Source organism: Streptomyces sp. NTD91, assembly GCF_059510455.1.
Genome location: NZ_JCAJZW010000045.1, coordinates 49,186 through 69,279, shown reverse-complemented (window position 1 = coordinate 69,279; position 20,094 = coordinate 49,186). Strand labels below are relative to the sequence as shown.

At 68.9% G+C, this 20,094-nt stretch carries 12 protein-coding genes and 3 pseudogenes; 6 read left to right on the top strand and 9 right to left on the bottom strand.

Annotated elements, in window-relative coordinates; translation table 11 throughout:
• Positions 1 to 1,480 precede the first annotated feature (1,480 nt).
• The 5 genes and pseudogenes from AC5WRT_RS32235 to AC5WRT_RS32215 form a co-directional block, all read right to left on the bottom strand.
• A pseudogene (locus tag AC5WRT_RS32235) lies at positions 1,481 to 1,836 on the bottom strand (transposase); the annotation flags it as partial.
• Positions 1,837 to 2,000: 164 nt separating this feature from the next.
• Positions 2,001 to 2,900 (bottom strand): carbohydrate ABC transporter permease, encoded by a 900-nt coding sequence (locus AC5WRT_RS32230; RefSeq protein WP_496098558.1) that lies wholly within the window; start codon positions 2,898 to 2,900, stop codon positions 2,001 to 2,003.
• Positions 2,897 to 3,883 carry a carbohydrate ABC transporter permease gene (locus AC5WRT_RS32225; RefSeq protein ID WP_496098559.1) on the bottom strand — a complete coding sequence of 329 codons (987 nt, stop codon included), beginning with the start codon at positions 3,881 to 3,883 and terminating at the stop codon, positions 2,897 to 2,899. Before AC5WRT_RS32225 ends, AC5WRT_RS32230 begins: the two co-directional genes overlap by 4 nt.
• Before the next feature lie 201 nt (positions 3,884 to 4,084).
• Positions 4,085 to 5,329 carry a sugar ABC transporter substrate-binding protein gene (locus AC5WRT_RS32220; RefSeq protein WP_496098560.1) on the bottom strand — a complete coding sequence of 415 codons (1,245 nt, stop codon included), beginning with the start codon at positions 5,327 to 5,329 and terminating at the stop codon, positions 4,085 to 4,087.
• A 140-nt stretch (positions 5,330 to 5,469) separates the two neighbouring features.
• Complete coding sequence (locus tag AC5WRT_RS32215) at positions 5,470 to 6,528, bottom strand: LacI family DNA-binding transcriptional regulator (RefSeq protein ID WP_496098561.1); 1,059 nt, start codon at positions 6,526 to 6,528, stop codon at positions 5,470 to 5,472.
• 142 nt (positions 6,529 to 6,670) lie between these two features.
• Between AC5WRT_RS32215 and AC5WRT_RS32210 the strand changes: the two genes are divergently transcribed.
• Positions 6,671 to 8,797 (top strand): amylo-alpha-1,6-glucosidase, encoded by a 2,127-nt coding sequence (locus AC5WRT_RS32210; RefSeq protein ID WP_496098562.1) that lies wholly within the window; start codon positions 6,671 to 6,673, stop codon positions 8,795 to 8,797.
• 545 nt (positions 8,798 to 9,342) lie between these two features.
• Here AC5WRT_RS32210 and AC5WRT_RS32205 read toward each other — a convergent pair.
• Positions 9,343 to 10,917 carry a sodium/solute symporter gene (locus AC5WRT_RS32205; protein ID WP_496098571.1) on the bottom strand — a complete coding sequence of 525 codons (1,575 nt, stop codon included), beginning with the start codon at positions 10,915 to 10,917 and terminating at the stop codon, positions 9,343 to 9,345.
• 26 nt (positions 10,918 to 10,943) lie between these two features.
• Positions 10,944 to 11,429: a DUF485 domain-containing protein gene (locus tag AC5WRT_RS32200; RefSeq protein ID WP_496098563.1), complete on the bottom strand. Its 486-nt coding sequence runs from the start codon at positions 11,427 to 11,429 to the stop codon at positions 10,944 to 10,946.
• Positions 11,430 to 11,889: 460 nt separating this feature from the next.
• Between AC5WRT_RS32200 and AC5WRT_RS32195 the strand changes: the two are divergent.
• Positions 11,890 to 12,141, top strand: a pseudogene (locus tag AC5WRT_RS32195) (alpha/beta hydrolase); the annotation flags it as partial.
• A gap of 439 nt (positions 12,142 to 12,580) precedes the next feature.
• On the opposite strand, the gene AC5WRT_RS32190 reads toward AC5WRT_RS32195, so the two are convergent.
• Positions 12,581 to 13,159 carry a GNAT family N-acetyltransferase gene (locus AC5WRT_RS32190; RefSeq protein WP_496098564.1) on the bottom strand — a complete coding sequence of 193 codons (579 nt, stop codon included), beginning with the start codon at positions 13,157 to 13,159 and terminating at the stop codon, positions 12,581 to 12,583.
• A 325-nt stretch (positions 13,160 to 13,484) separates the two neighbouring features.
• Here AC5WRT_RS32190 and AC5WRT_RS32185 point away from each other — a divergent pair, with 325 nt between their 5' ends.
• The 4 genes and pseudogenes from AC5WRT_RS32185 (at position 13,485) to AC5WRT_RS32170 (ending at position 18,840) form a co-directional block, all read left to right on the top strand.
• Positions 13,485 to 14,204: an SMI1/KNR4 family protein gene (locus AC5WRT_RS32185; protein WP_496098565.1), complete on the top strand. Its 720-nt coding sequence runs from the start codon at positions 13,485 to 13,487 to the stop codon at positions 14,202 to 14,204.
• Positions 14,205 to 14,389: 185 nt separating this feature from the next.
• Positions 14,390 to 14,713 (top strand): annotated as a pseudogene (locus AC5WRT_RS32180) (IucA/IucC family siderophore biosynthesis protein); the annotation flags it as partial.
• A 577-nt stretch (positions 14,714 to 15,290) separates the two neighbouring features.
• Positions 15,291 to 16,643 (top strand): hypothetical protein, encoded by a 1,353-nt coding sequence (locus tag AC5WRT_RS32175; RefSeq protein WP_496098566.1) that lies wholly within the window; start codon positions 15,291 to 15,293, stop codon positions 16,641 to 16,643.
• Positions 16,644 to 17,238: 595 nt separating this feature from the next.
• The gene (locus AC5WRT_RS32170) at positions 17,239 to 18,840 is read left to right on the top strand and encodes a hypothetical protein (protein WP_496098567.1); all 1,602 of its coding nucleotides are present in this window, start codon (positions 17,239 to 17,241) and stop codon (positions 18,838 to 18,840) included.
• A 604-nt stretch (positions 18,841 to 19,444) separates the two neighbouring features.
• On the opposite strand, the gene AC5WRT_RS32165 is transcribed toward AC5WRT_RS32170, so the two are convergent.
• Positions 19,445 to 20,014 carry a hypothetical protein gene (locus AC5WRT_RS32165; protein ID WP_496098568.1) on the bottom strand — a complete coding sequence of 190 codons (570 nt, stop codon included), beginning with the start codon at positions 20,012 to 20,014 and terminating at the stop codon, positions 19,445 to 19,447.
• Between the last annotated feature and the right edge of the window lie 80 nt (positions 20,015 to 20,094).

The window sequence follows — 20,094 nt, the reverse complement described above, 5'->3', positions numbered from 1 at the left end:
ACCGACCCATACGCGACCATGGTTTCAGGGCTGGGAGGAACGAGCGCGTACCTTTTCCGTCTGTGGCGCCCCAGGGCTCCGCCTGCGGTTCCTGCGGCTTGCTCCGAGGTTTCTGCGGGGGCAGCACTCCGTGAGCGACGAGTGCCGAAAGGCGATATGCGTCTTTTCCGTACGCGCTGTCGGAACCTGACCGGCGTGGCCGGGAGCGTATCCGAGTGCTGCCCGGCAGGTGCACCGGACCGGACTCCTTCCAGAAGCCGCTCAAGGAATGGCGGGTCGTCCAAAGGTACGGGGATGGCCGCCTTCGCCCGCAGGTAAGGTTCACCCGTCCACCATCCGAGTAACCTCAGTGGTAATTGCGCTCGCAGTTGCTGGTCCAGCCGAGTGATGTCCGTGTACACGCCTAAGCAGGCAGGGCACGCCCGAGATGGCCCACGTCCGGGGGTGCCTCGGGTCGCCGGGCCACATGCCTGATCACATTGCGGCAGGCCCGGCGCTCCATCCGCTCCAGATACAGGGCGATACGGGTCTGGCGCTGGCGCTTCTGGCCCGGTCGCATGCAGCGGGGACGACATGGGGGGCCAGCCCCGTGATGCGTGCCGTCAAGGCGAGAGCGTCCCGTTCCGCCACCGAGTGCCACAGCAGACACCGGGTGGACTCCGGAAGGCGCTCGAATGCGAGAGCCAACTGGCCGTCATCGCGCCAGGGCCACCGCGATCCTGCCGACACCCAGTTCCTGAACTCTGGTGACAGTATTTCATGTTCCATGTGCCAGCCGGTGATCGCGGTTGTGCGGACGCTCGCCAGTAACTGCAGGCGCAGGCAACCGAGATGACAGCGGTCCACGGGCGACTCACCGGACAGTGTCCGATGCAGGAGGCCGGCAAAGACACGCGACGTCACCTCCTGCGCGTGCAGTGGACACGTCAGGCACTGCGCGGCGTAGGCCTGTACGGCGGAGCAATGGCGACGATAGAGATGCCGAAAGCAGTCGATTTCGCCGTTGTGTACCGCATGCGTCAAAGCTGCGTCGGAGAGGGACTGCGGAGACGGCCCCATGCCCACGAGCAGGTGCACTGTCTATCCCTTCGATCCGAAGCGCAGAGATCTTGTTGTTGTTCAGCCGAGGCCGCCTGATCGTTCCGGGGTGTGAGCTTCCTGGACGCATAGGCGGCTTCCAGCCCGTCGGTGCTCTGCGTCTTGCCGGATCACCCCCCCTTCGCTGGGGCGGGACCCTGCCGATCCCGCGATGTGCGTCCGCTGCCGCATTGACGCGCTTTCGGCGCTCCGCAGGGCCTTGGGTTCCCGCGTCGTGTGCGGCGATTCGACGGTGGCGGCAGCGCACGAATATGGGCATTCGCTGGGTCGCCGGCCGGGCAGAGGTGTAGCACATCTCCCTGGCGGACCTCAGCTCGGCATCAAGTCCTCGGCGGAACCCGGGGGGAACTGTCAAACTAACGGTGCCACTGGGGTGGTTGGGTTACTGGCGGGCTGCTCGCAGCCGGCTGTCGCGGGTGATGTCGAGGGTGCTCGGCGCGGACTTCCAGCGCATGGTCCAGGGGGCGGCCTGACCCTTGCCGGTGGGGTCGAGCGACATGATGGCGATGGAGACGCACTTCAGGGCGGCCCGCTCGTTCGGGAAGTGTCCGCGGGCTTTGACCGCTCGCCGGATCCGCGCGCCGACGACTCGATCGCGTTGGCGGTGCGGACGATGCGGCGGATCTCGGTGTAGAACCCCAGGAACGGAGTGAACTCCTCTCACGCGTTCGCCCCCAGCTTCACGATCGCCGGATACTTCCTGCCCCAGGCATCGGCGCACTCGGCGAACGGGCTCAGGCAGGTCCAGGCCAACTGGCATCTCCTGAGTCGTATCAGGAGCTTCTCGGACTCCGCGGGGGCTGGGCCAACGCTCGCAGACCACACATCGGTCGTCCGGAGCAGCAGCCACCCTGCCGCTCCGGTACCGGACTTCGGTCGGCCTGGCTCGTTGCCGGCATCGGCTATTCCTTGACGGCTCCCGCATTGGCGTCTTGGACGAAGTAACGCTGGAAGCAGAAGAAGAGCACGGCCACGGGCAGGGTGGCCAGGAGGGCTGCTGCCAGCTTCAATGGATATTGGGTGCCGCCGCCCAGGCCGCCGGAGACGAGTCGTGCGAGACCGGTGGTGAGGGTTTCGTACTGGCTGGACTGTGTGGCCACCAGGAAGTGCGTGAACTCGTTCCACGAGCCCTGGAAGGACAGGACGGTCAGGGTGAGCAGGGCGGGGCGGGCCATGGGCAGGACGATCGACCAGAAGGTGCGGAAGACGCCGGCGCCGTCCACACGTGCGGCTTCCTCCACTTCCCGGGGGATCGACTCGAAGAACTGCTTCATGATGAAGACGCCTGCCCCGTCCACCATCAGCGGCAGAATCATGCCGGTGTAGGTGTCGAAGAGTCCGAAGGTGTTGAGGACCAGGAACCTGGGGATCAGCAGGGCCACTCCGGGCACCGCCATCACCGCGATGATGAAGCCGAACAGCAGGGTACGGCCGGGGAAGCGCAGCCGGGCCAGGGCATACCCGGCCATCGAGTCGAACAGCACCCGTCCCGCGGTGACCACGACCGCGACGAACGCCGAGTTGCCCAGCCAACGCAGGAACGGCACCCCCTCGTCGGCCTGGCCGAGACCGAACAGCCGCTGGTAGGCGGCGGTCGTCGGCGTGGTCGGGATCAGGCCGAGTGGGTGTGCGGCCGCATCCGGGTCCGTTTTGAATCCGGTCACCAGTTGGATCACGAACGGCACCACGTACAGCAGCCCGAGCGCCACCACCAGCGCGTATCCGAGGAGCCGCAGCGGCAGCGGGAACCGGCCGAGGACCGGGTGGCCCTGTGCCCGGGCGGCTGCTGCTTTGGCGTTCATCGGTTCCTTCCGGGGCGGGTGGCGCGCTCACGCAGCAGGAGGCGTTGCAGGGCGGTCATGGTCAGGATCAGGACGAGCAGGATGAAGGCGATGGCCGCGCCCTGGCCGAAGTCGGCGTCGTCGAATGCGGACGAGTAGGACAGGTAGGCCGGCGTGAGGGTGGTGTTACCGGGAGCGCCCTGGCTCATCACGTAGACCTGGTCGAAGACCTGCCATGTGCCGATCAGGCCCAGGGTGAGCACGAGGAAGAGCACCGGCCGCAGGGCCGGCAGCGTCACGTGGCGCAGCATCTGGAATCGGCCCACGCCTTCGATGGCAGCTGTTTCCTCGAGCTCGCGGGGGATGTCCTGGAGTGCGGCGAGGAAGATCAGCATGAAGGTGCCGGAGGTCGTCCACACGGCCAGCAGGATGATCGTGCACATCGCGACCGACGGCCCGGACAGCCACTGGAACCAGGACAGCCCCATGAAGGAGTGATCGGCGAGAACACCCGTGGGGTGGTTGGGATCGACGAGGCCGAGACCGCCGAGCAGGAGCGAGAGCACCCCGCGGGGGTCGTTGAACCAGTTCGGGCCCTTCACCCCGATCCAGGAGAGCACGGTGTTGACGGCGCCGCTGCCCTGGAACAGGAAAAGGAAGATCGTGGAGACCGCGATGGAGCTGGTCACCGAGGGGAAGAAGAAGGCGGTGCGCAGTACGCCGCGGCCGCGCAGCATCCGCTGGTTGACGATGAGGGCCAGTGTCAGCGCGAGGACCGTCTGCAGCGGCACGGTCAGCACCACGTAGTAGAAGGTGTTGCGCAGCGAGGTGGCGAAGAGGGCGCGATCGAGACCGTCCTGCGTGAGCAGGGCACGGTAGTTGTCGAGTCCGGCGAACTTCGCCTGCCCGCTGAACGGATTGGACTGCCCGTCCCAGTGCAGCAGGCTCACCCACAGCGCCATCAGGGTCGGCAGCACCAGGAACAAGCCGAGAACGAGCACCATGGGGCTGACGAACAGCCAGCCCCAGGCGCCTTCGCCGCGGCGCCCCGAGCGCCTGGCGGGGGAGACGTGGGGCGCCGCGGCCGGGCCGGGCCCGCCGGGAGCGTCAGGTGCGCCCGGCAGGCCGGCCGTCGGGGAACCCTCACCCGCACGAGCGCGCGCGTGGGGTTGAGGACGGTGTGACGCATGCGCGCACATGGCTGATCAGTCGCCCTTCGCCAAGGCCTGCTCGCCGTTGCGCTGCAGGTCGGCGAGGATCTTCTTGGGATCGGCGGTGCCCAGCGACGCGAGATCGGTGTTGAACTGGGTGAGAACCTTCTCGAAGCCCGCCACGGTCACGGGACCCTGCGCGTAGGCACTGCCGTCGACCCACGCCTTCGCCGAAGGGTCCTTCTTCGCGAACTCGGCCAGGGCGCTGGTGCGGGAGGGCATCACGCCGAAGGCGTCGGCGTTCCTCAACTGCTGCGCGGCGGAGGTCAGGTACTTCACCAGGTCCACGGCGGCTGCGCGGTGGGCACTCTCGGCTGCCACGCCCCAGCACTGACTGAAGGCGAGCGTGCCCTTGCCGGCCGGGCCGGAGGGCAGTGGGACCGCCTTGTACTTCACGCTGGGATAGTCAAGCTTCATGGCGCCGATGAGCCAGTTGCCCTCGATGGTCATGGCCGCCTTGCCCTTGCCGAGGGCCTCACCGCCCCACCCGGTGTCGACCTGGTTGGCGTACTTCATGGAGCCGGACTTCAGCAGGGACCGCACGTACTGGAGCGCCTTCGTGTTCTGGCTGCTGTCGGCGGTCATCCTCGTCTGGTCACCGTTGGTGATCCAGCCACCCGCCTGCTTCATGAAGACACCGAGCCGCGCGTACTCCCCGTTGGTGACCAGCCCGGTGACGCCGCCACCGGTCAGCTTGCCCGCGACCTTCTTCAGCTGGTCCCAGGTGGTCGGATAGTCCTTGTCGGTCAGCCCGGCCTTCGTCCACAGATCCGTGTTGATCGCCAGGGCGAGGGTGGAGGTGTCCTTGGGCAGGCACACCAGCTTCCCGTCGTAGGTGAAGGAAGAACGGAGTTGGGCGGAGAAGTCGGCGGCGTCCTTGATCTGGTCGCCGTACGCGTACAGAGAGCCGCCCTTGGCGTAGTTGGCGAACTGGTCGGAGTTGACGTAGAAGGCGTCCGGCGGCTTGTGCCCGGCGAAGGACTGGGCGAGTTGCTGGTTGATGTCCTTGGCGACGTCCACCGTCACCGTGTTGCCGGACTGCTTGGCGTACGCGGCCGCCGCCTCTTTGACGGCCTTGGTCTCGGCGTCGCCCGAGCTGGCGATCAGCACCGTCAGATGCTGCTTGGAAGCGGTGTCCTGCTGGGTCTTCCTGTCGCTGCCGAAACTCGACGAGCAGCCGGTGGCGGCCATCAGCGCCGCGCAGGTGACGAGGGACGCTGCGGCCGTACGGTTGACCATGGATTCCTCCGGGGGTCGGGGTGATACGTGCGGCTCCACCCGGGCGGCGCGGCGTGCGAGCCCGGGACGGGGAGGAGGTGGGGTCTTTCGGGTGAGGAAGCGCCGGCCGGGCAACGGACGGTCCGGCCGCTCGGTGGCGCCTACTCGGTGCTGGTGGGCGGTGTCGCGGTGGTGCTGTCGCGCACGACCAGGGACGGTTCCAGCAGGACACGCTCGGGCGGCGCGTCGGGGGCGGCCATTCGAGCGAGCAGCAGCCGCACGCACTCCCTGCCGACGTCCTCCAGCGGCTGGTCGACGGAGGTCAGTGCGGGCGAGAGGAACTCGGCGGTCGGCGAGTCGTCGAAGCCGACCACGGCGACATCGCGGCCGGGCATGGCGCCGCGCTCGCGCAGCGTCTGGTAGCAGCCGAGCGCCAGCATGTCGCTGGCCGCGACCACCGCGGTCGCCCCCGCGTCCAGGAGAGGCTTCACGGCGGCACGGGCGGCGTCGATGTCGTTCACGCTCTGCCCGCGTCGACCTCGGGTGGGCAGCCCGTGTCGGCGCATGGCCCGCTGCCAGCCCTCTGCGCGATCGTCGCCGGCACCGGAGGAGCCGCGCTCCCAGCCCAGGAAGGCGACCTTGGTATGCCCCTGGGCGACCAGGTGCTCGACGGCGGCATCCGTGCCCGAGGCACCGTCGACGTCGACCCAGTCGCCGATCTGCCGTCCCGACCACATCCGGCCGAAGCCGACGAACGGCACGCCCCGTTTGGCCAGCCATGCCTGGCGTGGGTCGCCCCGCTCGGTCCCGCTGAGCACGAAGCCGTCGACATCGTGCTGTGCCAGCAGTTCTTCGTATCCCTCCAGGGCCGGGCCGCCGGGCGGACAGGCGAACAGCAGGATCCGGTAGCCGGCCTCGTCGGCGGCCTGCGACAGGGCGTGCAGGAACCGGTCCAGGACCGGTTGGCTGGACGGTGCCGGCTGAATGCCGTAGCCGATGAGCTTGCTCGAGCGGGTGCGCAGCGCCTGAGCGGCGCGGCTGGGGCGGTAGCCCATCTCGTCGATCGCGCGGCGCACCCGCTCAAGGGTCTCGGTGCGCAGCAGGTCCGGCGAGTTGATCGCGTTGGACACGGTCTGCGGGGAGACGCCGGCCCGGGCGGCGACCATGGCGATGGTCACCGGGCTGCCCTTGGCCGAGGAACTGCGGGTGGAGCGGGGCATCGAGGTCTCCGGGATCGGTTGAGCTCAGGCGTGAAGCCAGAGAAGTGGCGCTTTATTTGAGCGATCCAAAGGGGATTGTCAGCCCTACGAACTCGTGGTTAGTGTCTTTGGATCGATCCAATGCCTGAGAGGTTCCGCTCTGTTGGACACCACTGTCAAGTCCCAGGACCCCAACGACCCGATCGCGGCCCCTGGTTCGATCGTCCAGGGCCTGCAGCCGTTCCTGCACGACAGCGTCGTCACGCTGTGCGCACCGAGCTTCGTGATCTCGCATGCGGACGGGCAGCTCGACGGCGGTGCGGACGGCTTCTTCCACGGAGACAGCAGGGCCCTGGCCCGGCTGACCGTCACTGTCGACGGCATCGCGCTCGCACCGGTCTCCGGGAGGCTGGACGGGGCCGACCGGGCGGATTTCCGCGCGATCCTTCGCGGCCTCGGTGAGGTGACGCCGGACCCGGCGGTCGCCCTGCACCGGCGCCGCACCGTCTCCGCCGGCCGCCTTCAGGAGACCTTCGAAGTACGCAATGCCGGCACCCGGCACGTCCGCTTCCGGGTGTTGGTCCAGGCGGCCACCGACCTGGCGCTGATGGAGCAGGTGAAGTCCGGTCAGGTCCTCGACGGCGCGTCGGCCGAGGCCGTGTCGGGCGGACTGGTCTGGTCGCGTGCCGGATTCTTGGTACGCCTGCTCAGTACCCCGGCGCCCGACACACTGGACGCGGCAGCCGGGCAGCTGTCGTACGACATCGAACTGCCACCCGGTCAGTCCTGGAGCACACGGGTGGACTGCACGGCCGGGTACGACGACGGTGACCAGTTCCCGGCCGCGCCTGCGGACCGGGTGCCCTGGCGTACCCCCGTACTGCGCAGCGCGGACCGGCGCTTCGACCGCTGGCTGGAGCAGTCGGTCGCGGACCTGGACCGGCTGCGCCTGACCGACCCGCCTCCCGGCGACGGAGCCGAAGCTCGCGTCGATCAGTTCCTGGCCGCCGGAGCCCCCTGGTACCTGACCCTCTTCGGCCGTGACTCGATATGGGCGGCCCGCATGCTGCTGCCGCTGGGCACGGACCTCGCAGCCGGCACGCTGCGCACGCTCGCCCGGCGCCAGGGCGGCGTCGTCGACCCGGCCACCGAGGAACAGCCGGGCAAGATCCTGCACGAAGTACGGCGAGCCGGTCAGGAGTTCACCGACACGTTCGCGCTGCCCCCGGTGTACTACGGCACCGTGGACGCCACGCCACTGTGGATCACCCTGCTGCACGACGCGTGGCGCTGGGGCCTGGCCCCGGCCGAGGTCGAACGGCTCATGCCGCACGCCGAGTCGGCACTGTCCTGGATGCGCGACCACGGTGACGAGGACGGCGACGGCTTCCTGAAGTACGTCGACCAGACCGGCCGGGGCCTGGTCAACCAGGGCTGGAAGGACTCGGGCGACAGCATCCGCCACCGCGACGGCCGCCTCGCCGCGGCGCCGATCGCCCTGTGCGAGGTGCAGGCGTACGCCTACGAGGCGGCACGGGGCGGCGCAGCGCTGCTGCGCGCCTTCGGCCGCCCGGGGGCCGACGAATGGGAGGAATGGGCCGAACGCCTGGCCGGCCGCTTCCGGGACCGGTTCTGGGTGGAGGACGCGTACGGCCCGTACCCGGCGGTCGCCCTGGACCGCGACGGCCGACCGGTGGACTCGGTGACCTCAGGGTTCGGCCACCTGCTCGGCACGGGTCTGCTGAGCCATGAGGAGAGTGCCGTGCTGGCGAGCCGGCTGAGGGCTCCGGACCTCGACTCCGGGCACGGGCTGCGCACACTGAGCACCGACTCGGTGGGCTTCAACCCTTACGGGTATCACACCGGTTCGATCTGGCCGCACGACACGGCGATCGCCGTGCACGGCCTGGTCCGGGCCGGTTTCCCCGAGGCGGCGGCCCCGCTGGCGGCGGGCCTGCTCGCCGCTTCCGCCGCCTTCGACTCCCGCCTGCCCGAACTGTTCGCCGGCCACGGCATCGAAGCGGGCACCCACCCCGCCCCCTACCCCGCCTCCTGTCGGCCACAGGCGTGGGCGGCGGCGTCATCCGTCCTCGTGCTCCAGGCTGCCCTGGGCCTCGACGCGGACGTACCCGCGGGCACGGTGACGGTCGAGCCCACCTTCGCCCGCGCGTACGGCCCGCTGACGGTCGCGGGACTCCAGGTCGCCGACGGCCACCTGCAGGTCACTGTCACGGCGGACGGCACGACGACCGTGGTGGCGCCGGAGGGGCTGACAGTGGTGCACAGGTGAGGGCACCCAGCGGTCCAAGCAGGCGGTGACTGGGCCGGCTTGCACGGCGAGGAGCCTGCTGTACGCGAGCTCCATCCCCGCGGGGACGTCGGTGACCGTTTCCCGTGCGATCCGCAGGCGCTTCAGGCTCGCACGGCCGCTTCAGGTCCCCGGACGGCTGCGCTGGTTCGGCTTCCGGCTCTTCCACCCGAGCCCGAGCCACTGCCTCGCGGGCTTCCACCCCCTCGAACAGCGAGCCCGTCTCCCCCTCCTCCACCACCACGGTAGAGACGAGCGGCCGCGAACACAGCCCGGCCGGAGGCCGGATGTCGGAGGCAGGGACTGATCTCCGTGCCCGCCGTCGACAGGAGAGCACAGCACGCCAGGGAGCACCGGCCCGGGTCCGCCACCGCATGCCGTCCATCAGCCGGCGCCGCGTCCACACTGGTGGACGGCCAGGTGGACGCCCTGCCGCCGTGCCCCCGGCCCTTTCGTCGTTCGTCCATGCCGGGCGCGACCCGACACCGGCCCGCTCGGGTCGCGGCCGTCGGCCGGGTCGGGGAGATTCAGCTTCCTCGGCGCACCGCCCCCGCCAGAATCCGGGCTTCGACCGCTTCGTACTGCCGGCGCTGTTCCTCCGCCTTTTGCCGCCCGGAGATCTTTGTCCCTGTCCAGCCGAGAGCGAAGCCCAGGGGTATGGAGACAAGGCCGGTGGTGGTGAACGGGAACCAGTTGAAGTCGGAGTGCGGGAAGGCGGAGAAGGGGGAGCCGGAGACCAGGTTGGTGCCGGTCATGAGGACAAGGGTGGCAAGTGTGCCGCCGATCAGGGTCCACAGCAGGCCCGTGCGGGTGTAGCGGCGCCAGAAGAGGCTGTAGATCAGTGCCGGTGCGAGTGCGGATGCACCGATGGAGGCCGACAGCAGTGCCAGCGGCTGCAGATTGTGGTGCTGGACGAGGGTGGCCAGCAGGATGGTGGGGGCGCCCACCATCAGGGCGGAGACCCGGGCGATGGTCATCTCACGGCGGGGAGTCGTCTCACGGTGTGCGAGCAGGTCGTGAGCCAGGGTGTTGGCACAGGCCAGGATCATGCTGGCGACCGATGCGAGCAGGGTGAGGAAGAGCGCCGTTGTGACCATGGTGAACAGGAACGTTTCGGATGCGGACACGTCCGCCCCGAACGCGGCCCGTGAGCCCAGCAGATAAGCGGTCCTGCCCGTGGGGTCGGCTCCGGCGATCGTCGCGCGCCCGATCAGCGCCGTCGCCCCGAAGCTGACGACCGTGCAGATCAGCATGAAGAGTGCGACACACGGCACGGCCCAGGACATCGACCGGCGCACCTGACGGGCACTGTTCGCTGCGTACATGCGCATGGTGACATGGGGCAGACAGGCACCGCCGAGGACGACGGTCAGCTCCGAGCTGATCATGTCGAGCCGGGGGCTGGGGCCGCCTGCGAATTCGAGACCGGAGTGCAGGAAGGCCCGCCCCACGCCGCTGTGCGCTGCCGCGGCCGAGAACAGCTTGCCCGGGTCCCAGTCGAACTGCCGCAGAATCAGGGCGGCGACGACCGCGCCGGAGCCGAACAGCATCACGATCTTCAAGACCTGGATGAGGGCGGTGCCCTTCATACCGCCGATCGTCGCGTAGCTGATCATCAGCGCACCGATCCCGACGATGCACCCGGTCTTCAGCGAGTCACTGGAGAAGCCGAGGATGAACGCCAGCAGGTCACCCGTGCCGGCGAGCTGGATGAGCATCATCGGCAGCAGGGCCGCGATCGTCGCCGCGCAGGCGGCGATGCGCACACTGCGCCCGGGCATCCGTCGCGCAAGCACGTCGCCCATGGTGAACCGGCCCGCGTTGCGCAGCGGTTCCGCCAGCAGGAACATCAGCAGCATGAGGGAGAGGGCTATGCTCAGCGCCAGGACGACGCCGTCGTACCCGTCGAGCGCGATCACCCCGCCTGTGGACAGGACCGTCGCCGCGGAAATGTAATCCCCGGCGATGGCAAGGCCGTTGCGCATCGGCGACAGCGATCCGTAGCCGGTGTAGAACTCGTCCAGGTCGTCACCGTCGGGCCCTGTCATCACGCACAGCAGCAGGATGATCGTAGCGACCGTCGTGAAGGCCACCAGAGACATCGTCTGCGTGGAACTGCTGAAGCCGCTCACTGTGCCACCCCTCGCTTCACGTCCACCTCGGCCTGCTTTCGCATGCGGTCCGCGATCGGGTCGACTCTGCGGCGCGCGGTGTGCTCATACAGGCCGACCGACAGGCAGGTGACGGGTACCTGCAGAAGCCCGAGCAGCAGCCCTACGGACAGGCCGCCCGAGACCGTGCCCGCCATCAGTGACGGCGTGAACGCGGACAGCACCAGAAAGAGCATGAAGTATCCCAGCGCCGTGAACGTCGCCACGCGCCGTTGGGTGCGGTAGGCCCCGCGCAGCTCGCGCAGGTCGCTGTGGTGACTGAGTGCCGTATGGGGCGTCGTCCCACTGTCGAACCCCGGTCGTGGCTCCCGGGAGTACGTGACATCGGAAGGGGAGACATAGGATCCGGGGCCGAACGGCACCCCTGGACGGTGCGGCTGGGACTCCGGATACACGAACGGATCTTGCAATCCCGTCTCTCCTTGCGTGGCTCGTGGACCCATGCGGGACCGAAGGGAAGCGGGGGGCGAGTGCACGTTACTCGTAGGTAGCGACCCGCACCAGACTCTGACCGAACTGAGCGGTTGGTATGCAGCTGGCCGATGACTGTATCGACTCCTTCTGAACACCGAGGGGGCATCGACGGCGAGCGCGTACCCGGCAGCGCGGATCCCACCCGGGCCCCGCCATGGGCACCGGGCCGAACCGGCGGCCGGGGTGACAGGAGTGTGCGGACAGGTGCCCGGAGCCTGTCCGGAGGCGTGATCATGTGGCGGCGAAAAGGGGTGGCCCGGACGATGATGGGGCTAGTGGTTCCCAGTCGACCGCGACACCGTGCGAGGAGGTGGGACCCATGAACGCCGTATCGATGTGGGTGCTCCCCCCTCCCGTCACGGTCGGGCGACTGACGTAGCTGTTGCCGGGAGCGCCTCGACAACAAGGCACTCCCGAAAGGCAACACTCATGCATTCTCTGCAGTTCACCGCCGAGTCGTCGTCGAATGGCCTGATCCTCTGGTCGCCGGTCTCCCACGCGGCCGATCGCGCACCTCTGATCCCGATGGCCCACGGCGGCGGAAATCACAAGAAGCACCCGGCGATGTCCGGCCGTGCCCACCTCCTCGTCACCGGCTGCGGCTTCCACGTCGCAGTCATCGACGCGGCCGGTCACGGCGATCGGCCGCGCACGGTGCACGACGGCGAGGCCGAGATCGCCGCGGGCCAGGTTTGAGGCTGCGCGTCCAGATGAGGGATCCGCCTAGGGCGTGTTTCGAAAGGAGCGTCGTCCGCCCGGAGGGCGGGGTCCGCGGCGTCTGGTGCGGTGCATCGCAAGGCGGAGGGTCGTCCTCGTACCGGGCGTACGTGGACGATCCCGACAACGCGGCGAGGTGCCGTGCCAGGCGTCGCGGACCAGACGGGACTTTCGAAACACGCCCTAGGTGGAACCCCGCCTCGGCCGCCGGCCGACCACCGTCTCTGCCGCGCCGCTTCCTGCGGTTCGCGGTCTGGTCAGACTTCGCCGGGATGACGCCTCGATCCCCCGTCTGCGCGGGTTGGTGCGGTTCGCCCGCGAGGAGTACGCCTCCGTTGTGTGTGGATGACGCGCGATGATCAGTTGCTCGCGGCATGGCCGACACCGGGTGCCGGGCGACGACTCAGTGGGCGGGAGCCTGCTCGGACGACGGCCGCCACTCCCGCCTGATCAGCCCGTAGACCCACGAGTCAGAGACCTCGCCGTTGACGACGCAGTCTTCCCGCAACGTCCCTTCACGCACGAAGCCGAGCTTCTCCAGTACGCGGGCAGACGCCGCGTTGCGCGTATCGGTCTCAGCCTGGACGCGATTCAGGTCCAGCGTGTCGAATGCCCACCGCAGCAAAGCGCGCGCGGCCTCGGTCGCGTAGCCGTGGCCCCACGCTGCGTCGTCGAAGCAGTAGCCAAGCGACGCGCTGCGGTGGTCCGGGTTCCACCTGTTCAGGCTGCACCAGCCGATGAAAGCGCCGTCGGAGACACGATCCACGGCCAGCCGCGCCCCGTTGCCGTCCTGTGCCATCTGCCGGCAAGCCGCGATGAACTTCTCGGCGCGCACGCGTTCGCTCCACGGGGGCGCGTCCCAGTAGCGCAGCACGTAGGCGCTACTGTGCAGTGCGAAGAGGTCGTTGGCATCCGCGTCTTCGAATGCACGCAGTCGAAGGCGAGCGGTGTGCAACGTGGGGGTGGGCAGCGACGAACTCATGTTCCCTCCCCTGACCGGTGGCCGATCAATCAGACATCCCGATGCGGGTGACTCGCAATGGGTTTTCTCGGCGGGCCGACAGTACGACGTGTCCGCTCATCGGCGCGACGGAGCGCCCCCCGGCGGACGGCACTCGAGGTCAGGCGCAGTTCGACGTTTCGGTCGAGCTGGGCAGGCTGGGTGTGGCCCGCCCGGACGGGCTACTCCTGGCGACACGGGCGATCTTGGTCGTCGAGGAGCGTGACTGGGCCGGGCTCGCGCCGGCCGGGCCGCCGCATGGGTGCCGTCCGACGGAGTGTCGGAAGCGGCGGTTAGGGTCTGCGCCATGACGCAGATGTTCGATGTTCGCCAGGGCCTGGATGATGCACGCGCGGACCGGGAGGCCGCGTGGCGGTTCGTCCGTGACTTCGCGCAGGCGTGGGTGGAACCGCTCACGGACGGCGACGGCTTCACCGAGGAGGACCTGGCAGCGGCGGAGGAACGTCTCGGCGTAAGCCTGCCGAGCGCCCTCGGCGAGATGTACCGGCTGCTCGGGCGCCGCGAGGATCTGACGAGCAACCACGATCGGCTGCTGCACCCGGACCGGCTCTACGTCGACGCTCGAAGCGAAGCGCTGGTCTTCCGGGAGGAGAACCAGGGCGCCTGCTCCTGGGGCGTACTGCTCAAGGATCTCGACCAGGCTGATCCGGGGGTTCATGTGCTGGCGGACCTGGCCGACCGGCAGGCCCAGCGGTGGGAGCCGTGGATGGAACGCCTGTCGTGGATGGCCGTCGAGATGGTGCTTGCGGAGTCCCTGCACGCACCGGAGCACCTGAGTGACTTCCTGTACGAGCCAGATCCCGAATACACGCAGATCCTCGAAGAAAGGTGCGAGAAGCTGCCGTTCCCGGCCTATCCGGCCAGTGGTTTCGAGGGCACCCGCTGGTTCCTCGGCGCGGACGTGGTGCTGCGGGACGAGGAGGGCTGCGTGCCTGTGAGGGCTCGGACCGAGGAAGCACTGGACGCGGTCCGAGCCCTGCTCCCGGGGGACTGGCTCAACGGATAGTCAATTTGTCGACGAGACTGCGAGCCTCGTCCGGCTGATGTGGCTGGCCGTGCAGCGCTCGCGGACTGCGTTCACGGCGGGCGTCGGGATCGACCCCGAGGACTTCATCAGGACTTCATCGGGCAGGAACTGGCGGCGAAGACCGCCGAGCGGTGCCACGGCCGACTCACCGCGCAGGGACTCGACCCCGCCGACGGCGGATCCGTGTCCAGGTGCCGGAGGAGAAGAAGCTCCTGTCGATCTTCACAGACGTCTTCGACCGCTTCTGCCGCTTCCCGGCCGCCCACCGCGGTGCCGAGGGGATCCCGGCGGAGGACACCGGCGCGTACCGGGAAGCGAACCCGGAACTGACCGACGGTTTTGGCAGTACGACATCTCCGCCCCGGAGTCGGCGCTGTCCTGCCTGAACCGGCTCCCGTTGCGTGACAACGGGCAGATGGTGGACCTGACCGATCCCTCGGGCGTTGCTCCAGATGGTGGGCGGCCTGGAGAACCGCATCGCCGGGTTTCTGAGCGGCGTCACCGGATGGTCGTCATGCCGGCAGGGCCGTACGGCTGAGCCGGGCCCGACACGATGTCCGTCGCCCCCGGGCCGGGCCGACGGGAGTGGGTAACTGGTCTCCCCACTTGTCAGACGAGCCGCCCGTTCGCCATGGAAGACGTGGCCCCGCTGTGCCTGGGGGCGCGGGTCATGACAGCCGCCGCGGGCAGGGCGCGACGTTCTCGGCGGTACCGTCACCGGATGGTCGAACGGGCGGCTCGCCGTACTTCATTGGAGGATCAGTGCACGTCTTCCGTGCTTTGCGCCCGCTCTTGGCCGTCGCCTCGCTGGGCCCGGCGCTGGTTGCCCTGCCGGCGTCCGCCACGCCCGCCGTCGGCGCCCTGGTCCAGCCGGCGTCGGACACGCACGCGTCCCGGTCCCCCGATTCCGGTCCGGCTGAGCACCATGACACCTCGCCACCGCTGCGCGACCTGTGGCAGACGGCCCCGAGTCTCCCCACCGCACCGTACACGGCACTGCCCAGAAGGAAGCCGTATCGGTCAAGCCCGCAGCCGTCCGCCCCCCACCTCGTCCCCGATCCTGTGGTGCAGTCCCACCAGGGCCTCCGGCCCCGGATCCCGCTGAGGACCAACTTCGAGGGCATTCCGGGGGAGGGCACGGTCCTTCCGCCGGACCCCAACGCCTCGGTCGGCTCACGCCAGATCGTGGAGACGGTCAACAACCGACTGGCGGTGTACTCCAGGACCGGTGCAGCGGAGCTGGGGCCGACGCCGACCGCAACCCTGTGGCAGGGTTTCGGGGGTCTGTGCGAGATGGAGGAGTCCCGCTCGGACCCCGTGGTCCGCTGGGACACCCTGGCCCGACGGTGGATCATCACCGAGATCGCGTACGACCAGGAGATGACCTCGTTCCGTCTGTGCGTGGGCGTCTCCGCCACCCAGGACGCCACCGGCTCCTACCACCGGTACTCCTTCGTGTACCGGCAGCTTCCCGACTACCCGAAGGTCGGCGTGTGGCCCGATGCCTACTACGTGGGTCTCAACACCGAAGACCCGGAGGTCTGTGCCTGGGACCGGGCGAGAATGCTGCGCGGCCGCAACGCGAGCCAGCAGTGCTACAACGTCCCGGCGCCGTCGCAGGACGAGGCCCCCGGCTTCCTGCTCCCCTCCGACCTCGACGGCAGGCACGCGCCCCCGTGGGGCGAGCCCAACACGCTGGTCACCCTCGGTGCCACCGGCGACACCTTGCAGTACTGGCGGTTCCATGTGGACTGGACGCGCCAGGCGCGTACCCACGTCGCCGGCCCCCATGAGGTGCGGGTGGCCCCCTACACCCGTGCCTGCCAGAACACCGATCCCGTCAGGTGCGTCCCGCAGGCCGGCACCACCCAGAGGCTGGACTCGATCTCCGAGTGGCCGATGTACCGGCTCGCCTACCGCAACTTCGGCGACCACCAGTCGCTGGTGTTCAACCACACGGTCGAGGCCCGCGGCGGGGCGGGTGAGCGCTGGTACGAACTGCGGCTGCGCCGCGGCCGGCTGGTCGTCCACCAGCAGGGCACCTACGCTCCGGACCCCACCTACCGGTGGATGGGCTCCGTTGCCGAGGACAGGGTCGGCGACATCGCCCTGGGCTACTCCCGGTCGTCCTCGCTGGCGCACCCGTCGGTTCGCATCACCGGGCGCCTGGCGCGTGACCGGCGAAACCTGATGACGTTCCACGAGACCACCGTGTGGACCGGCGCGGGCTCCCAGACCGGGAGCAACCGCTGGGGCGACTACACCTCCATGGCGATCGACCCGCTGGACGACTGCACGTTCTGGTACACCAACCAGTACCAGCCGACCGACGGCGCGAGGAACTGGCGCACCCGGATCGCCTCCTTCCGGTTCCCCGACTGCCGCGTCCACCACCCTCACCACCGTCATCACCGGTGACATCCTCGGGGGGACGGCGATACGCCGTCGCCCGTCGATGCGGCACCCCACTCACTTGGTGAAACGTTCGACGCCATGACCGTCGTCCTCCGCCGTCGGCCTGGCCGTCGCGGACGACGGTCCTTCGGCCGACAACCTCGCAAGGCGCATGTCGGACGAGACCACCCCCACCTGGTGAGGAGCTTACTGGCTAGGGCATCATGGGTAGTCTGCCTACCTCCAAGGCCCTCTAAAAGTCATGAGGAACGGGGCGGCCAGATCAGGCTAGCCGTCACTAACAGCTGCTCAGCGTCCATCGGACGTCGAGACTGAGCGGCCGACCCCCGGTTGAGCCACTCGGCGGACTCCTCGGCTCCGCTCGTTTCCTTTGTGGCGAAATGACCGAGTGTTACCTTTTGTGAAGAAGACGTTGGATGTGCGCACGGTTACAAGGGCTCTGAGAAGGTGTCGGGCCTGGCCAGTCGTCTTGGTGACGTCGTTGATGCTCACAGGCATTGGCGCCGCTGGCGCCGGTAACTCCGGGGCGCGAGTCCTTCCCTCGGTCGGTGAAGCGAAAAAGTGGTCGACGCCCGGGCCGCAGCGTGCCCTGAGCGGGGTGCTGCAACCGGGGCCTGCGGTCCACGCGCGGACCGGCCCCGCAACCCCGACTCCCGAGGCCGGCCACGCCCCGCACCGGCTGGGCCGTCCCCGGCGGCGCGGCGGGCCGGCCGACCCGAACCCCGTGCTGGTGCCGGACGTGTCCCCACGCCTGGGGGCACCGCTCCCGGGCCCGGACCACAACCCGGCTCCACCGCTCGGCGACCACAGGCGGCTGACCCTGTTCCGCGACACCACCGTCCCGGTGACGACCGGGCACGACTTCTCCAAACCGGAGCCCAGCACCGACCAGTCCGGCCCGGACGTCTTCGCCACCGGCAACTTCCACGCCGAGTTCTCCCGCGACAACGGCAGAATCTGGCACGGGCTGGACCCGTACACCATCTTCGGCCCCGACTTCTGCTGTGACCAGGTCACCAAAGCCGACCACTCCTACCACCGGCAGCACTGGGTGCTGCAGTACATTCCCGCCTTCCTGGGCCATCAAGGTGGTGGCCATCTGGTGCTCGCGAACTCCAGGATCGGGGACTTCGTCAACTGGCGCCCCTACACGATCACACCGTCCACCTTCGGCTGGTCCAACGACCTGAACCTTGACTACAACGACATCGTGATCGGCCACCGCTACCTGTACCTGACGACCCGCATCATCAAATTCCACGACGGCGTCGACGAGTACGACGTGCTGGCCGCGGCACTCCTGCGAGTCTCACGCGCCGATCTGGCCGCGGGGCGTCCGGCGCACTACGACGCGATCGCCCGCACCGACACAGTCGGGGGTGCGGGCTACGGGGAAGACGGAGACCTCCGGGTCCCCCAGGGCATCACCGATGTCGCCTACGCGGCAACGACCACCCTGCCGCGGGGCAAGGGCCGCCGCCTGCGCCTGCTGGTCTGGCCGGAGAGGTCCAAGTGGGTCACCACCGTGGACCGAACCGTCCCGCCCTTCCGCTACATGACGTGGCAGGTGCCGGCGTTCGAGGGTGACTGCAGCAGTAAGGACAAGATGGTCAACAACTGGTGCACCACCACATCCGGTCAGGTCTGGGCAGCACGCGGCCGCGGCTACCTGTGGTTCGCATGGGCGGCTCAGCAGTACGGCACGAAGCGCCCCTTCCCGTACGTCAGGATCACCACCGTCCGCGAGTCAGACCTGCGCATCGGTCCCAGCCACGACGTGTACAGCCGCACCGTCGGCCACGCCTATCCTGCGATCGCCCCGGACGAGTTCGGCCACATCGGCTACCTCGACACCTTCGGTGGCGGCACCGGGAACAGGCACTACTTTCCGGGCGCCATGATCGCCGTCTTCGACGACGTCATCCCCGTCTCCCCGACCGTCGACTACTTCCTCCCCGGCAGGGGCAATTCCTGCCCTCCCCATACGGAGGTACCGGAGGAAGGAGACTGGGGCGACTACCTCACCATCCGCGGCTGGCAGCGGGGCCGCGGCGTCTGGATCGCCACTGCCATGGCACGCAAGGACAACGACCCGGCTGAATGCCTGACATGGACGCCGATGACCATTAAGAACATCGTCTTCGGCTGGGAGTGCGACCGCCACGAATACGAGCGAGGCCTTCACAGCACCCAGCACTGAAGGGACTATCACCTTCCGGTAATCCTCACCGTGCAGGTCTCCAAGCGCCGGGCGGCCGAACGCGACGAGGACGCGGTGGCCACGTGGATCAGGAAGAAGTGGCCGGCGGTGGAAAGACGACATGGCCCGGGGCCGATCCGGGAGGCCTCGCACACCGAGCTCGTGGGCAGCGGCGAGGGCTGCTGTCACGGCGACCCGGGCCACTGTGCTGTCCGTGGCGGCGGCGGTCGCCATACCCACGGCACTGCTCGAGACCATACCGAGCACGACGCGGGCCGATGCTCGGGCGCGGGCGGCGTAGGGCAGGCTGTGTCCGAAGAGGGCGCACGTGGACTCTCCGACGGCGTACACCACCAGGTCCGCTCGGCCTATGGTCGGCAGGATCAGACTCGGCGCGGCCGCCGCCGTGAGGACGCTGAGCGCTGTCCTGGGCCACGGATCGGTCGCCCGGCCCAGCCGCAACACGCCGCGCGTGGACAGCGGCTGCAGCGGGATGGTCTTTCCGGTGGGGATGGGTCGCTCGCTGAGTGTTGCAGCGTCACATCGGAGCCCGAACCCCCCGGCCCGCGGACGCGTCAGGGACCAATGCCTTGAAACCTGCGACTCAGTGGCCGGCGCTCCGGCCGTTACGACCGGTGGCGAGCCTGCTCTCCAGACCGGCGATGAGCGTGTCCATCACCAGACGCAACATACGATCCTGGTCAGGGGCTGCGCGGTCAGTGAAGGTGGCCTCGTCCTCGTCGCAACCGAGCCCGGACGGCTTGAGGTTCGACCACTGCTCGAGTGAGCCGTTGAGTTCGGCGTTGAGGACACCGATGACGGCGGCGGCCAAGAGCGCGGCGATCTCGGGGACCTCTGACTCCGGCACGCGGATCTCGGGCTCCAGGTCGGAGATCAGATGTGGTGAGTGGGGCGGGCCGACGAAGTGCGGCATCATCATGTGGCGGTCCCGGTCGTGCTCGGGTGGATCGCACGTGATGATGTTCGGCTCCAGGGAGATGACGGCTTCCCTGATCGGCTCGGCCCCTGGCTGTGCCGATCCCTCGGCCGGTTCCGGGGCGGGGGCCGGGGCGGAGCGCCTTCTGGGATCCGAACTCACCCGCGGGTCGTGGAGCAGGGAGACGATCTCCCGGCATGTGCTGACGACGTAGGTGCCGTCCGGCTGCCGCGACACGGTGTCTTGCGCAGTTCCTCGTAGAAGGGGTAGGGGTTGGCGCGGTTGGCGTAGCGGAGGGCCTGCTGTCAGGGGGTTTC

What these genes read in the sequence shown, in the direction of transcription:
- AC5WRT_RS32230 (WP_496098558.1), bottom strand. Translation starts at nt 2,900, where the DNA reads ATGAACGCCAAAGCAGCAGCCGCCCGGGCACAGGGCCACCCGGTCCTC.
- AC5WRT_RS32205 (WP_496098571.1), bottom strand. Translation starts at nt 10,917, where the DNA reads ATGTCTCTGGTGGCCTTCACGACGGTCGCTACGATCATCCTGCTGCTG.
- AC5WRT_RS32190 (WP_496098564.1), bottom strand. Translation starts at nt 13,159, where the DNA reads ATGAGTTCGTCGCTGCCCACCCCCACGTTGCACACCGCTCGCCTTCGA.
- AC5WRT_RS32200 (WP_496098563.1), bottom strand. Translation starts at nt 11,429, where the DNA reads ATGGGTCCACGAGCCACGCAAGGAGAGACGGGATTGCAAGATCCGTTC.
- AC5WRT_RS32220 (WP_496098560.1), bottom strand. Translation starts at nt 5,329, where the DNA reads ATGGTCAACCGTACGGCCGCAGCGTCCCTCGTCACCTGCGCGGCGCTG.
- AC5WRT_RS32185 (WP_496098565.1), top strand. Translation starts at nt 13,485, where the DNA reads ATGACGCAGATGTTCGATGTTCGCCAGGGCCTGGATGATGCACGCGCG.
- AC5WRT_RS32215 (WP_496098561.1), bottom strand. Translation starts at nt 6,528, where the DNA reads ATGCCCCGCTCCACCCGCAGTTCCTCGGCCAAGGGCAGCCCGGTGACC.
- AC5WRT_RS32225 (WP_496098559.1), bottom strand. Translation starts at nt 3,883, where the DNA reads ATGGTGCTCGTTCTCGGCTTGTTCCTGGTGCTGCCGACCCTGATGGCG.